This window comes from Klebsiella sp. A-Nf5, assembly GCF_002810545.1.
Classification (GTDB): domain Bacteria; phylum Pseudomonadota; class Gammaproteobacteria; order Enterobacterales; family Enterobacteriaceae; genus Klebsiella; species Klebsiella variicola.
The window spans coordinates 40,933-53,347 of record NZ_PIOG01000026.1 but is presented as its reverse complement, the minus strand read 5'-3'; the positions used below and the strand labels follow the sequence as shown (position 1 = coordinate 53,347).

The 12,415-nt window shown below is 57.9% G+C and carries 12 protein-coding genes; 2 read left to right on the top strand and 10 right to left on the bottom strand.

Translation table 11 applies throughout. The features are described 5' to 3' along the window. Positions 1–11: 11 nt before the first annotated feature. From ftsB to cysG, 6 genes are all read right to left on the bottom strand, one after another. Positions 12–329, bottom strand: a complete 318-nt coding sequence (gene ftsB / locus CWM53_RS01690) for a cell division protein FtsB (protein ID WP_002915156.1) — start codon at positions 327–329, stop codon at positions 12–14. Between the two features lie 140 nt (positions 330–469). Continuing rightward, complete coding sequence (locus tag CWM53_RS01685; RefSeq protein WP_008806224.1) at positions 470–796, bottom strand: DUF3561 family protein; 327 nt, start codon at positions 794–796, stop codon at positions 470–472. 50 nt (positions 797–846) lie between these two features. Then, positions 847–1,452 carry an adenylyl-sulfate kinase gene (gene cysC, locus CWM53_RS01680; protein ID WP_002915158.1) on the bottom strand — a complete coding sequence of 202 codons (606 nt, stop codon included), beginning with the start codon at positions 1,450–1,452 and terminating at the stop codon, positions 847–849. Next, entirely contained in the window at positions 1,452–2,879 is a 1,428-nt protein-coding gene (gene cysN / locus CWM53_RS01675) for a sulfate adenylyltransferase subunit CysN (RefSeq protein ID WP_100730280.1), read from the bottom strand. Before cysN ends, cysC begins: the two co-directional genes overlap by 1 nt. Before the next feature lie 9 nt (positions 2,880–2,888). Further along, on the bottom strand, positions 2,889–3,797 hold the full coding sequence (gene cysD, locus CWM53_RS01670; protein ID WP_061153518.1) for a sulfate adenylyltransferase subunit CysD: 909 nt from the start codon (positions 3,795–3,797) through the stop codon (positions 2,889–2,891). Positions 3,798–3,806: 9 nt separating this feature from the next. Continuing rightward, positions 3,807–5,213, bottom strand: coding sequence for a siroheme synthase CysG (cysG, locus tag CWM53_RS01665; RefSeq protein ID WP_165785004.1), 1,407 nt, complete (start codon positions 5,211–5,213; stop codon positions 3,807–3,809). Positions 5,214–5,459: 246 nt separating this feature from the next. On the opposite strand from cysG, the gene CWM53_RS01660 reads away from it, so the two are divergent. Further along, positions 5,460–6,506, top strand: a complete 1,047-nt coding sequence (locus CWM53_RS01660) for an aminopeptidase (RefSeq protein ID WP_100730282.1) — start codon at positions 5,460–5,462, stop codon at positions 6,504–6,506. Positions 6,507–6,578: 72 nt separating this feature from the next. On the opposite strand, the gene cysH is transcribed toward CWM53_RS01660, so the two are convergent. The 3 genes from cysH to cysJ form a co-directional block, all read right to left on the bottom strand. Beyond that, positions 6,579–7,313: a phosphoadenosine phosphosulfate reductase gene (gene cysH, locus CWM53_RS01655; RefSeq protein WP_008806238.1), complete on the bottom strand. Its 735-nt coding sequence runs from the start codon at positions 7,311–7,313 to the stop codon at positions 6,579–6,581. Between the two features lie 98 nt (positions 7,314–7,411). Then, complete coding sequence (gene cysI, locus CWM53_RS01650) at positions 7,412–9,124, bottom strand: assimilatory sulfite reductase (NADPH) hemoprotein subunit (protein ID WP_061153512.1); 1,713 nt, start codon at positions 9,122–9,124, stop codon at positions 7,412–7,414. After that, positions 9,124–10,923 (bottom strand): NADPH-dependent assimilatory sulfite reductase flavoprotein subunit, encoded by a 1,800-nt coding sequence (gene cysJ / locus CWM53_RS01645; RefSeq protein ID WP_074387737.1) that lies wholly within the window; start codon positions 10,921–10,923, stop codon positions 9,124–9,126. Before cysJ ends, cysI begins: the two co-directional genes overlap by 1 nt. A gap of 316 nt (positions 10,924–11,239) precedes the next feature. On the opposite strand from cysJ, the gene queD reads away from it, so the two are divergent. After that, positions 11,240–11,605, top strand: a complete 366-nt coding sequence (queD, locus tag CWM53_RS01640) for a 6-carboxytetrahydropterin synthase QueD (RefSeq protein ID WP_012967329.1) — start codon at positions 11,240–11,242, stop codon at positions 11,603–11,605. 41 nt (positions 11,606–11,646) lie between these two features. Here queD and queE read toward each other — a convergent pair whose 3' ends face one another. Beyond that, positions 11,647–12,318 carry a 7-carboxy-7-deazaguanine synthase QueE gene (gene queE, locus CWM53_RS01635; protein ID WP_008806241.1) on the bottom strand — a complete coding sequence of 224 codons (672 nt, stop codon included), beginning with the start codon at positions 12,316–12,318 and terminating at the stop codon, positions 11,647–11,649. Between the last annotated feature and the right edge of the window lie 97 nt (positions 12,319–12,415).

Here is a 12,415-nt window from a genome sequence, read left to right as displayed (position 1 = left end):
CCTGGGCCTGGTTATCGATTGTTCTGCTGTTGCCCCGATGCCTGGTTGCGTTTAGACGCATCCGGTACCAGACGATAGAAGGTTTCGCCCGGGCGGGTCATACTGAGTTCATTGCGCGCGCGCTCCTCGATCGCTTCCTGCCCGCCGTTGAGGTCGTCAATTTCGGCAAATAGCTGATCGTTGCGTGCTTTTAATTTGGCGTTAGTCGCCTGCTGGGCGGTGACGTCGTCGTTAACCCGCGTGTAGTCGTGCAGGCCGTTTTTACCGAACCACAGCGAATACTGTAGCCAGACCAGCAAAGCTAATAATAGCAGCGTTAGTTTACCCATCCTGCCCCCTGACAAACGGCATCATCATCCCAAAACTCGCCCGGGTACGCTACCAGGGCGCGCGGACGATGCCGCGTAACGCGGGGACTGTACCATATTTTTGCTGCCGATACCCATGCTTGATTCATACCAGAAACGGGTTATCCCAACAGCCAGAGGAAGAGTAGCGCAAACATCAGCCCGACGGTCAGGATGGTCGCGCTGGCGCTATAGAGCAGCTTGCCATTGAGCAGAGAGTGCAGCGCAATACCGACCACTACCGCCACCGGCATCAACGCCAGGAAGAACGGCCAGGTGTAAAGGAGGAAGAAGAGCGTATTACTGCCATAGAGAAGGAAGGGAATACCCAGCGCCAGCAGCCATGAAATAAAGCCCACGGCAGCGCCCGACAGAGACCAGGTGGTCTCGTCGCCGATCGCCGGAGGCGGTTCTGAACGAATAATACTGAGGTTCTGGGTATTGCGCATATCGAATCCTGTAGACCGGGCAACCGGCACCCCTCGATGCCGCTGCCGTTTCAGGATCTGATAATATCGCTCTGTTGCAGCAGGTCTAATAGTTGGTGCACCAAATTTGTTACCAATTGTTCACCATCCAGATGAATTTCCGCCTTTTCCGGTGCCTCATAGACCGAGTCTATGCCGGTGAAATTGCGTAATTCCCCTGCCCGCGCCTTCTTGTACAATCCTTTCGGATCCCGCGCCTCGCAGATGGCCAGCGGGGTATCGACGAACACTTCGATGAAGCGTCCCTCCCCCAGGCGCTCGCGCACCATCTGCCGTTCCGCGCGGTGTGGTGATATAAATGCCGTCAATACCACCAGACCGGCATCGACCATCAGCCTGGCCACTTCGCCGACGCGGCGAATGTTCTCTTTACGATCCTCATCACTGAATCCCAGATCGCTGCACAGGCCATGGCGCACATTGTCGCCGTCCAACAGATAGGTGCTGACGCCGCGCTCATGCAGCGCCTCCTCCAGCGCCCCGGCGACAGTGGATTTACCCGACCCCGAAAGGCCGGTAAACCACAGCACCACGCCGCGATGGCCGTGATGCTGTTCCCGCTGCTGCTGGGTCACAGGATGGGCATGCCAGACGACGTTTTCGTCATGCTGGGCCATTATTTGCCTCCCAGCAGGTCGCGGGCGTCCCAGTGCGGGAAGTGTTTACGGATCAGCTGGTTCAGCTCCAGCTCAAAGGCGCTGTACTGCGATGCCGAGGTCGACGCCTGCAGGTGCGGCTCGTTGACCATCCCGGCGCCCACGGTGACGTTGGTCAGGCGATCGATAAAGATAAGCCCGCCGGTCACCGGGTTTTGCTGATACGGATCCAGCACTAAAGGTTCGTCAAAGGTCAGCTCCACCAGCCCAATGCCGTTCAGCGGTAGAGACTCGACTTCACGTTGGGTCAGGTTGTTAATATCGACCTGGTAGCGGATAGCGTCGACGCGAGCGCGGGTCTTCTTCCCGGCGATTTTAATGTCGTAGCTCTGCCCCGGGGTCAGCGGCTGCTCGGCCATCCACACCACGTCGATGCTGGCGCTTTGCACCGCCGGCAGCGAGGCTTGCGCGTCAACCAGCAGGTCGCCGCGGCTGATGTCGATTTCATCTTTCAGCACAATGGTAATGGCTTCGCCGGCGGCAGCTTCCTGCAGGTCGCCGTCGAAGGTGACGATACGCGCCACGCTCGATTCGACGCCCGACGGCAGCACCTTCAGACGCTGGCCAACGGTAACCGTACCGGAGGCGACCGTGCCGGAGAAGCCGCGGAAATCGAGGTTCGGACGGTTAACATACTGCACCGGGAAGCGCAGCGGCTGGCTCTCGACCACCCGCTGGATCTCCACGGTTTCGAGGACTTCCAGCAGGGTCGGACCGCTGTACCACGGGATGTTCGCGCTCTGGCTGGCGACGTTATCGCCTTCCAGCGCCGACAGCGGTACAAAGCGGATATCGAGGTTGCCCGGCAGCTGCTCGGCAAAGGTCAGATAATCTTCACGGATCTCGTTGAAGCGCGCTTCGCTAAACTCGACGAGATCCATTTTGTTGACCGCCACCACCAGGTGTTTAATGCCCAGCAGCGTAGAGATAAAGCTGTGACGGCGGGTCTGGTCGAGCACGCCTTTACGCGCATCGATCAGCAGGATCGCCAGGTCGCAGGTTGACGCGCCGGTGGCCATATTGCGCGTGTACTGCTCGTGCCCCGGGGTGTCGGCGATGATAAATTTGCGTTTTTCGGTCGAGAAGTAGCGATAGGCGACATCGATGGTGATGCCCTGCTCGCGCTCAGCCTGCAGGCCGTCCACCAGCAGCGCCAGGTCCAGCTTTTCGCCCTGGGTACCGTGACGCTTACTGTCGTTGTGCAGAGACGACAGCTGGTCTTCATAGATCTGGCGCGTATCGTGCAGCAAACGGCCAATTAAGGTGCTTTTGCCGTCATCTACGCTGCCGCAGGTCAGAAAACGCAGCAGGCTCTTGTGCTGTTGCGCGTGCAGGTAAGCTTCTACGCCGCCTTCATTAGCAATTTGTTGGGCAATTGTCGTGTTCATGGCGGCTCCTTAGAAATACCCCTGACGTTTCTTCAGCTCCATCGAGCCGGCCTGGTCGCGGTCAATCACGCGGCCCTGACGTTCACTGGTGGTTGATACCAGCATCTCTTCAATAATTTCCGGCAGCGTCTGCGCTTCAGACTCCACTGCGCCGGTCAGCGGCCAGCAGCCAAGGGTACGGAAACGCACCATCCGTTTTTCAATCACTTCGCCCGGCTGCAGATCGATACGGTCATCATCGATCATCATCAGCATACCGTCGCGCTCCAGCACCGGGCGCTCAGCGGCCAGATACAGCGGCACGATTTCAATATTTTCCAGATAGATGTACTGCCAGATATCCAGCTCGGTCCAGTTGGAGAGCGGGAAGACGCGGATGCTTTCGCCTTTGTTAATCTGGCCGTTGTAGTTGTGCCACAGCTCCGGACGCTGATTTTTCGGGTCCCAGCGGTGGAAGCGGTCGCGGAAGGAGTAGATGCGCTCTTTCGCGCGGGATTTCTCTTCATCGCGACGCGCGCCGCCGAACGCGGCGTCAAAGCCGTATTTGTTCAGCGCCTGCTTCAGACCTTCCGTTTTCATGATATCGGTATGCTTAGCGCTGCCGTGGACGAACGGGTTGATGCCCATCGCCACCCCTTCCGGGTTTTTATGCACCAGCAGCTCACAGCCGTAGGCTTTGGCGGTATGGTCACGGAACTCATACATCTCACGGAATTTCCAGCCGGTATCGACGTGCAGCAGCGGGAACGGCAAGGTTCCCGGATAAAACGCTTTGCGCGCCAGATGCAGCATTACGCTGGAATCTTTCCCGATGGAGTACATCATCACCGGGTTAGAAAATTCGGCGGCCACCTCACGAATAATATGGATGCTTTCCGCCTCCAGTTGCCGCAGGTGAGTGAGTCGTTTTTGGTCCATAACCGTTCCTTAAGCCAGATTGACCACCGAAGAGTTAAACCCCTCGGCGGATGATGTATGTTGAAACCAGGCGAGCTGCTGATGCAGCTGCACCACTTCGCCCACCACCAGCAGGGCGGGCATCGGGGCGTCTTTCGCCAGGTGTTCGAGTTGTTGCAATGTGCCGGTTATCGTCTGCTGATCGTCGCGGGTACCGCGGGAAATCACCGCGACCGGCGTAGTGCTGTCGCGACCGTGGGCGATCAGCTGAGCGCTGATTTCTGCTGCCTTCATGGTGCCCATGTAGATCGCCAGCGTTTGTTGGCTCTTCGCCAGCAGCGACCAGTCGAAGGGGGCGCTGTCCGGCTTATAGTGGCCGGTGACAAAGACGGCGCTTTGCGCATAATCGCGATGGGTCAGCGGAATACCGGCGTAGGCCGTCGCCCCGGCGGCGGCAGTGACGCCAGGCACCACCTGGAACGGGATCCCCGCTTCGGCGGCAGCCTGCAGCTCTTCTGCGCCGCGGCCAAAAATAAACGGATCCCCGCCCTTCAGACGCACGACGGTTTTCCCTGCCTTCGCCGCCTCCACCAGCAGCTGATTGGTTTCATGCTGCGGCACCGAGTGCTCGCCGGCGCGTTTGCCGACACAGATTAACTCGGCATCGCGGCGCACCAGCTCGAGAACCGGCTGGGTCACCAGATGGTCGTGGAAAACCACGTCCGCCTGCTGGATCGCCTGCAGACCACGAAGGGTCAGCAGCCCGGCATCGCCCGGCCCGGCGCCCACCAGAATAATTTCTCCCGTCTCGCGTTCGGGCTTATCCAGCTCATCCTGCAGCGCCTTTTCCGCCTCCGCATGATTGCCTGCCACCATCAGGCTGGCAAAGCGGCCGGTGAAGACGCGTTCCCAGAAGCGACGACGCGCTTCGGTGGTCGTCAGACGGGTTTTCAGATGGTTACGCCAGTAGCTCGCCGATTCCGCCAGCCGCCCGAGGTTTGTCGGCAGCAGCGCTTCAATTTTCTCGCGCAGAATGCGCGACAGTACTGGCGCTTTGCCGCTGGAGGAGATCGCCACCAGCAGCGGCGAACGGTCGACGATAGAAGGGAAGACAAACGAGCACAGCGCCTGGTTATCCACCACGTTGACCAACCGGTAGCGCGCGTTAGCCGCCGCAAACACCCGCTGGTTAAGCGCCTCGTCCTCCGTGGCCGCAATCACCAGAAAGACATCATCCACCAGCGACTCGCTAAATTCCGTCGCCCGCCAGCTAAGCGCCTGACGCGCCGCCAGTTCGGCCAGCGCCGGAGAGAGCGTCCCGGCGACCACCTGCACCTGCGCCTGGGCGCGCAGCAGGAATTTAATCTTGCGTTCAGCAATCTCACCGCCGCCGATCACCAGCACGGGCCTTTGTTTCAGTTCGGCAAAAAGGGGCAAGTAATCCACGGCGCAACAACTCTCTTACAATCAGCGATACTGCGACTATAGGGTGCGCCTAAGAGCAAATGAAATTACGAAATGGAATGAGTTGTGACACAAAGGAATAACGCTGTGGAAATACAAATATCAAAAAGTGCTTAACGCGCTATTTTTCCGCTATTTAAGAGCAATTGAAATTGTTTAACCGCGGTCACAGTTTCATACTATACGCGTCAAATTGTCTTGTTCGTGTAAGGACCCCTTATGTTTTCCGCGTTGTGCCGCCGTCTGCTTCCTCTGGCGCTCGGCACCGGTTTTGTTTTCGCCGCCGCCCCCGCATTCAGCGCGCTGGGCGACACCGCCAGTAGCCAGGCCCGTCATATCGCCACCGTCTTCCCGGGACGAATGACCGGAACGCCAGCCGAGATGTTGTCAGCCGAGTACCTCCGCCAGCAGTTCGCCCAGATGGGTTATCAGAGCGACGTGCGCAGCTTCAATACCCGCTACATCTATACCGATAACAATCAGCGTAAGAACTGGCATAACGCCACCGGCAGTACGGTGATCGCCGCCCATGAAGGCCAGTCCCGCCAGCAAATCATTATTATGGCGCACCTCGATACCTACGCGCCGCAGAGCGATAAAGACGTGGAGAACAACCTTGGCGGCCTGACGCTGCAGGGAATCGACGACAACGCGATGGGGCTCGGCGTGATGCTGGAGCTGGCGGATCATTTAAAGAATATCCCCACCCGCTATGGCATTCGCTTTATCGCCACCAGCGGTGAAGAGGAAGGTCGTCTCGGGGCGCAAAATCTGCTGCAGCGCATGAGTGAGGCGGAAAAGAAAAATACCCTGCTGGTGATCAACCTCGATAATCTGGTGGTGGGCGATAAGCTTTACTTCAACAGTGGCCGCCGCACGCCGGCCTCGGTGCGCAAGCTTACCCGCGACCGCGCGCTGGCTATCGCCCGCAGTAAAGGGATTGTCGCAGCGACCAATCCAGGACTGAACCCAGAATTCCCGAAAGGCACTGCCTGCTGTAACGATGCCAGCGTCTTCGACAGCGCGGGGATCCCGGTGCTGTCGGTAGAGGCAACCAACTGGTCACTCGGCAAAAAGGATGGCTATCAGCAGCGCCAGAAATCCCGTGACTTCCCGGACGGCACCAGCTGGCATAGCGTGCAGATTGATAATCAGCAGTATCTCGACCACGCGCTGCCGGGACGCATAGAACGCCGCAGCCGCGAGGTAGTGAAAGTGATGCTGCCGCTGGTGAAAGAGCTGGCGAAGGTGGAGAAGAAAAGCTGATACGCACAAAAGAACGCGCGGTATCACCCGCGTGTTCTTCTTGAATTATCACCCGAAGAAAGCGCTAACAGCTTAACCCTCGTGCAATCCGCACTCGCGTTTAAGCCCGAAGAACCGGGTCTCTTCTTCTGCCATGCCTGGCTCCCATTTGCGGGTGGTGTGGGTATCGCCTACCGACAGATAGCCCTGATCCCACAGCGGGTGGTATTTCAGCCCGTGCTTTTGCAGGTACTGATATACCGTCCGGTTATCCCAGTCGATAATCGGCAGCACCTTGAACACCCCGCGCTGGATAGCCAGCACCGGTAAGGTCGCCCGGCTACCGGACTGCTCGCGGCGCAGACCAGCGAACCAGGTCTGGGTGTTAAGCTCTTTCAGCGCCCGGTTCATTGGCTCCACTTTGTTGATCTCATTGTATTTCTCAATGCCCTCAACACCCTGCTCCCACAGCTTACCGTAGCGCGCCTCCTGCCAGGCGGCGCTCTCCTGCGCCCGATAGACCTTCAGGTTCAGCTTGAGCTTGTCGGTTAACTCATCGATAAACTGATAGGTTTCCGGAAACAGATAGCCGGTATCGGTGAGGATCACCGGAATATCCGGGCGCAGCTGGTTGACCAGGTGCAGACTCACCGCCGCCTGAATGCCAAAGCTGGAAGACAAAGCATACTCGCCAGGCAGATTTTCCAGCGCCCACGCTACGCGTTCTTCGGCGCTGAGCTTCTCCAGCTTCGCATTGGTCTCCGCCAGCGCCAGGATACGTTCCACTTTCGGCAATGCATTAAGCGCGTTTAGATCGAGTACGGACATATAAACCTCGTTTGCCTGTTATGCCGGGCGGCACTGCGTTTGCCCGGCCTACGGGTTTTACAGGCCCGGGTCGCTAAGCGCCACCGGGCACCAGGATGTTATTCCCAGAAATCGCGGGCTGGGTCGAGCACCGGGCGAATGATGCCCGCACGCACCGTAAAGTCGCCGAAGCCTTCACCCGCTTCACGCTCTTTCGCCCAGCGCCCTACCAGTTCGTCTAGCGAGTCGAGAATTTCCGACTCGGTGATATTCTCACGGTACATCCGCGGGATGCGGGTGCCGCTGCGGTTACCGCCAAGGTGCAGGTTGTAGCGGCCTGGCGCTTTGCCCACCAGCCCCACTTCCGCCAGCATCGCGCGACCACAGCCATTCGGGCAGCCGGTGACGCGGGTGACGATATGCTCATCGCTCACGCCGTGCTTGTTCATCACCCCTTCCACCTTGTCGATAAACGACGGCAGGAAACGCTCAGCTTCCGCCATCGCCAGCGGGCAGGTCGGGAAGGAGACGCAGGCCATCGAGTTTTCGCGCTGCGGAGTAACGGCATTCATCAGACCATGATCCCGCGCCAGCTTCTCGATCCGCGCCTTCTGATCTTCCGGTACGCTGGCGATGATCAGGTTCTGGTTGGCAGTGATGCGGAATTCGCCTTTATGGATCTTAGCAATCTCCAGCAGGCCAGTCTTTAGCGGGCGCCCCGGATAATCGAGAATGCGGCCGTTTTCAATAAACAGCGTCAGGTGCCATTTGTCATCAATCCCTTTCACCCAGCCGATGCGGTCGCCGCGGCCGGTGAATTCGTACGGACGGATCGGCTCAAACTTAATGCCGGCCCGGCGCTCCACTTCCGCCTTGAAGGTTTCGACGCCAACGCGCTCAAGGGTGTACTTGGTTTTCGCATTCTTACGGTCGGTACGGTTGCCCCAGTCGCGCTGGGTAGTCACGACCGCTTCCGCCACCGCCAGAGTATGCTCCAGAGGCAGATAGCCGAATTCGCTCGCCGTGCGGGCGTAGGTTTTCTTGTTGCCGTGTTCGATAGAGAGACCGCCGCCCACCAGCAGGTTAAAGCCCACCAGCTTGCCGTTTTCGGCGATCGCCACGAAGTTCATGTCATTAGCGTGCAGATCGATATCGTTCTGCGGCGGGATCACCACCGTCGTTTTAAACTTACGCGGCAGATAGGTTTGACCGAGGATCGGCTCTTCGTCGGTAGTCGCGACCTTTTTCTGATCCAGCCAGATCTCGGCATAAGCGCGAGTGCGCGGCAGAAGATGCTCGGAGATCTTTTTCGCCCACTCGTAGGCCTCAGCGTGCAGCTGCGACTCATGCGGGTTGGAGGTGCACAGCACGTTACGGTTCATATCGTTGGCGGTGGCCAGCGCGTCCAGCCCCACCGAGTGCAGCATCTGATGCACCGGCTTCACGTTCTTTTTCAGAATACCGTGGAACTGGAACGTCTGCCGGTTGGTCAGGCGAATACTGCCGTAAATGGTGTTGTCAGCGGCAAACTTATCGATCGCCTTCCACTGGGTAGTGGTGATCACCCCGCCCGGCAGACGGCAGCGCAGCAGCATCGCATGACGCGGCTCCAGCTTCTGGGCGGCGCGTTCCGCGCGGATATCGCGATCGTCCTGCTGGTACATGCCGTGGAAACGGATCAGCAGGAAGTTATCACCTTTAAAACCGCCGGTCAGACCGTCGTTTAAATCTTCCGCAATGGTGCCGCGCAGGTAGTTGCTCTCAAGCTTCATGCGCTCGGCATCGGTCAGTTTACCTTCGACCACTAAAGGCCCCGGATGTTTTTCGCTCATTAGTAGACATCTCGCTGATAACGGCGCTCAACGCGCAGCTCACTTAAAAATTCGTCCGCCGCTTCGGCGTCCATCGCGCCGTATTCGGCAATCACTTCCAGTAAAGTATGTTCCACGTCTTTCGCCATACGATTGGCGTCGCCGCAGACATAAATGTGGGCGCCATCATTGATCCAGCGCCACAGCTCGGCTCCCTGCTCGCGCAGTTTGTCCTGCACGTAGATTTTTTGTTGTTGATCGCGGGACCAGGCCAGATCGATACGGGTCAGCAGACCTTCCTTCACATAGCTCTGCCACTCCACCTGATAGAGGAAATCTTCAGTGAAGTGCGGGTTGCCGAAGAATAACCAGTTCTTGCCTTGTGCCCCGTCCGCTGCGCGCTGCTGCATAAAGGCGCGGAACGGCGCAATACCGGTGCCCGGGCCAATCATGATCACCGGCGTCTCCGGGTTAGCCGGCAGACGGAAGTTGTCGTTGTGTTCAATAAAGACGCGGACTTCGCCATCTTCTTCCACGCGGTCGGCGAGGAAGCTGGAGGCACCGCCAGCGCGGGCGCGACCTTCAATTTCATAGCGCACTACGCCTACGGTGACATGCACTTCGCTTTCAGCTTCCGCCTGCGAGGAGGCAATCGAGTACAGGCGCGGCGTCAGCGGACGCAGCAGACCGATTAACGCCTCGGCGTCCAGCTGTGCCGGGGAGAAACGGACCATATCGACGATCGGCGTCGCAGCGGCATACTGCTGCAGCTGAGCTTTATCTCCCACCAGCGGCAGCAGCGATTCGCTGCGGGTCAGGGTGGCGTAGTTTTCGACGATAGTCGCGGTGTTAACCGTCAGTTCAAAATGCCACTCCAGCGCTTCCGCCAGCGGCAGAGTTTTGCCATCAACGGTTACCGGCTCGTCACCTTTCAGCCACAGCAGCTCCACCAGCTCTTTGACCAGCTGAGGATCGTTTTGATACCAGACGCCCAGCGCGTCGCCCGGCTGATAGCGCAGACCGGAATCACCGAGGTCAATTTCAATATGGCGCACATCTTTTTCGGAATCGCGGCCAGTGATTTTCTGGTTGACCGACAGGGTCGCCGACAGCGGAGCCTCTTTGGTGTACGGACTGGTATGGATGTCGTTCACCCCGCCGCTGGTGGCCAGCTGAGCGGGCGCGGCAACTGGCGCACGGGCCTTCAGCACCTCAACAACGCGTGCGCGCCATTCCGCAGCTGCGGTCTGATATTCGACGTCGGCATCGACGCGATCGAGCAGGCGTTCCGCACCGAGCTCGGCCAGCTTGCTGTCGAAATCTTTGCCGGACTGGCAGAAGAATTCATAAGAAGTATCGCCGAGGCCAAAGACAGCAAACGCGGTCCCGTCCAGCTTCGGCGCTTTTTTCGAGAACAGGAACTTATGCAATGCGACCGCTTCTTCCGGCGGCTCACCTTCCCCCTGGGTGGACGTCACGACCACCAGCAGTTTTTCCGCAGCAATTTGTTTGAATTTATAATCGCCTGCATTCACCAGCTTCACGTTCAGCTTCGCTGCCAGCAGATCGTCGCGCAGCGCTTCGGCGACGCGGCGGGCGTTGCCGGTTTGCGAGGCGGAAATCAGCGTGATCGAGGGCACCTCAGCGGCCTGGGCAGGAACGGCCACAGCCGCGCCGGACTGCTGATTCAGCACGCCCCAGAAATAGCCAGACACCCAGGCAAGCTGGGTAGGCGTGAAGTCAGTGGTGGCCGCCTGAAGGCGCGCCAGTTGCTCCGGGTTGAGCGGCAGCAAGTTGGAAGGTGAGGCCTGTGTCGTCATGCGTCGTTTGTTCCAGTAAGCAAAGCTGTTATTCGCACCCTGTCAGCGCGACAAAAACAGAAGAGAATAGAAGGGTAACGGTGCTGATAGTAACAATTAAAGAAGGGATGGAAATAATAAATAACCAAATGGACTAACCTGTTTTAGTTGTAGTTATTAACAACAAAATCGATTAAATAACCACATGAAATATAACCATTAAATTCAAATAACCCAGATAAATGTGTCCATTTTCTGTTCAGGGCCGTTTTAGTTAATGCGAAAAAATGTGCTTTCCGGTACCCTACGGCGGTTTTTTTCGTCCTGTTGAGAGTCAATGATGTCCACCACGCTGTTTAAAGATTTCACCTTCGAAGCCGCCCACCACCTGCCGCACGTCCCGGAAGGGCACAAATGCGGTCGCCTGCATGGCCACTCCTTTATGGTGCGTCTGGAGATCACCGGTGAAGTCGATCCCCATACCGGGTGGATCATGGATTTTGCCGAGCTGAAGGCCGCCTTCAAGCCGACATACGATCGCCTGGACCACTATTATCTGAACGATATCCCCGGTCTGGAAAACCCCACCAGCGAAGTGCTGGCCAAATGGATCTGGGATGAGATGAAACCGCGGGTACCGCTGCTGAGCGCCGTGATGGTCAAAGAGACCTGCACCGCTGGCTGCATCTATCGCGGCGAGTAAGCGAAAAAAAAGCCCGGTCAGTACGCTGCCGGGCTTTTTTATCAGGCAATATTCAAATACTTGTGCGTCTGCATGGACAGGCGCCAGTTGCGGGCGATGCAGGTGTCGATACACAGGCGCGTCGCGTCTTCTTTCTGACTGATCGGCTGCAGGGCGATGATCCGCGGTTTGTCATCGCTCAGCGTTTCCAGCAGTTCGTCCAGCGCTTCGATGTCGCGGACGCGCCCTACCGGATGCTTGATCTCATCCGCCCGCTGCAGAGCCTGAGACAACACATCATACCCACCACGCATATTGACCTTAGGGGATACCGTCACCCAGGTGTTATGGCTGCATCGCACTTCATGGGTGCCGCTGGTTTCAATCTGACAGCTAAAGCCGTTTTGTTCCAGAAGCGAGGTTAACGGCGTTAAATCATGAATGCAGGGTTCACCGCCGGTAATGACCACGTGGCGGGCAGTCCACCCCTGACGTCCAATAATCGCCAGCAGATCCTCGCTGCTTGCCGGACCCCATTTATCACTCTCTTTAGTTTTCGCCAGAATGCTGAACAACGACACTTCCCGATCGGCCAGCTTGTCCCAAGTATGCTTGGTGTCACACCACGCGCATCCTACCGGGCATCCCTGCAGACGAATAAAAATGGCAGGCACGCCGGTGAAGTAACCCTCGCCTTGCAGGGTCTGGAACATCTCGTTAATCGGGTACTGCATAATCATCTCTGTTTAGGGTCATAAACGTCCATTATCGCAGATTTCAGCGCACAGGTCTTGTCCTGCGCTGCGATCCCTTTTTTACCCCTCCGTCAAT